Below are 1,776 nucleotides of genomic sequence, written 5' to 3'. Positions count from 1 at the left end.
TGCTGATGGCGCTGGCGATCCCGACAGATGACTACGCCTTCGGTGTCTTCGCCGCCGAATCGGCAGATACCGTCGCGCTGGTATGTGCCGACGCCGGTGCGCCTCCGGACCGCATCAGCGCTGCCGTTGGATGACTGCCCACACTCGATTGTTGACCGCCAACTTTGAATCACCCTGAGAACGTGCTGATTAGCAAACCCGCCGACATGATTCCATGCGGCTGGTCGCAGGCCAACGCAGCGGATACCGGACTCGTATCGACGGCTGCGAGCGGTGATGTGGCAGTACGGGCGGCAGATGCAGTCCACGCAGCACATCGTTGCCGGCGCGGTCGTCCGGCGCGCCACAGCGCAGGCTTGCTTACTGGCGACCTCCGGTCCGGCCTGTCGCGCGAAATCCACGGCGGCCGAATTAGCTCGGTCTGCTGAGAAGCTCAGCACCGCGACCTGAACGGTGTTCGACCGATTACCAGCGGAGAACTCGACCATGCCGCCACTGGTGTCCGAGCGGTTATGAATCTCGCTGTTGACCAACCGGTGCGGCAGTGATGGAGGCGTCGCCTGAGCGGCATGTCGTCGACGCCATCTGCTGCGCGCCCAATGACCGCGACCGCGTTTGCTTCGCGCTGTACGCCACGTGGGCCAACGTTCGGCAACGGCGTGTCGCTCGCCCCGACCGCGATTGACTGAATCCGGCAACCGTTGGCCGCATCGCCGACACCGCCCAAGAATAGGGAAATCCCCTATTTATTAAAGGTTTCACCGGCCATAACGTCGAACGCTTAGGCGATAACACCAGCGCTTTGGTGAAACGTCGCGTGGCACACCAGCAGCTCGAAGGAGAAGATATGACAACGCAACCTAGACGGAGCCGGCGTTCGCCAGTGAAAATCGGAAACGCAGTCCGACTTGGCTTGTCAACGGTGGCAATCACGGCGTTACCGGGCATCCTGGCGCCGGCGCCGGCGCACGCCGACTCGAACACAGTGACCTTCGAGGTGTTCGGACCGGGCTCGGTGTACACCATCGACACAGACCCAGGGACTGATCGCGTTTACGAAGCGACACTGCCGTGGCAGCGAAGCATCACCGTCGGGCCCGATGTCAAGATGTTTCAGGTGGTGGCCGTCGGAAAGGACAGCCCGGGTCCCGGCTGCCGCATCTTGATCGGCGCCAAACAGTTGGTTGAACAGCCGGTCGGCGGCCCGGCGCACTGCATCTTTACACGGTAGTTGTCTCCGCGCCGACACGAGAGCCTCCCAACGGGCCCGGATCCGCTGGCCGGCGACCGATCTGCCCTTCCGCGCGAAATCCGTTCGCTCAACACACGTCGGACGTCACCGCGCCTCGCCAGCCGAGCCGCGAACGTCGTTGCCGGCCTCGTAGCGGCGCGAGCCCAATCTTCAAGCCGCCCAACGGCCGGGACACGAATCGGTAACCTATCGCGACATAGGTGGTCTCACGCAGCAGCACAATCCGATCCGATGAGTCCAGGTGGCGCCTGATGATAGGAAAGTGAGACCAATGTCATCGGAATCTTCCCCGACCGCACGGTGTTTGATCATCCGCCTCGTCGGCGCGGTGCTCGCCGAATAGTACGACGAATGGATCGAAAGCCGCCGCTGCCGCGCGATGTTGCTTGCCGGGCGCAGCTGGCCGCGTCGGGGATGACCAATAAGGACATCGCCGCGGAACTGTTCATCAGCCCGAAGACAGTCGAAGTCAACCTCAGCCGCGTCTACCGCAAGCTCAACATCCGCTCACGGGTGGAGCTGTA

The 1,776-nt window shown here is 62.8% G+C and carries 1 protein-coding gene and 2 pseudogenes; all 3 read left to right on the top strand.

From position 1 onward, the window contains the following. The first annotated feature begins 922 nt into the window (after positions 1–922). Positions 923–1,231, top strand: a complete 309-nt coding sequence (locus WA317_RS07085; protein ID WP_425172357.1) for an MmpS family transport accessory protein — start codon at positions 923–925, stop codon at positions 1,229–1,231. A 288-nt stretch (positions 1,232–1,519) separates the two neighbouring features. Continuing rightward, a pseudogene (locus WA317_RS07080) lies at positions 1,520–1,592 on the top strand (hypothetical protein); the annotation flags it as partial. A gap of 53 nt (positions 1,593–1,645) precedes the next feature. Continuing rightward, positions 1,646–1,776: pseudogene (locus tag WA317_RS07075) on the top strand (helix-turn-helix domain-containing protein); the annotation flags it as partial.

The organism is Mycobacterium sp., from assembly GCF_049802695.1.
Classification (GTDB): domain Bacteria; phylum Actinomycetota; class Actinomycetes; order Mycobacteriales; family Mycobacteriaceae; genus Mycobacterium.
This window is presented reverse-complemented; position numbering and strand designations above follow the sequence as displayed.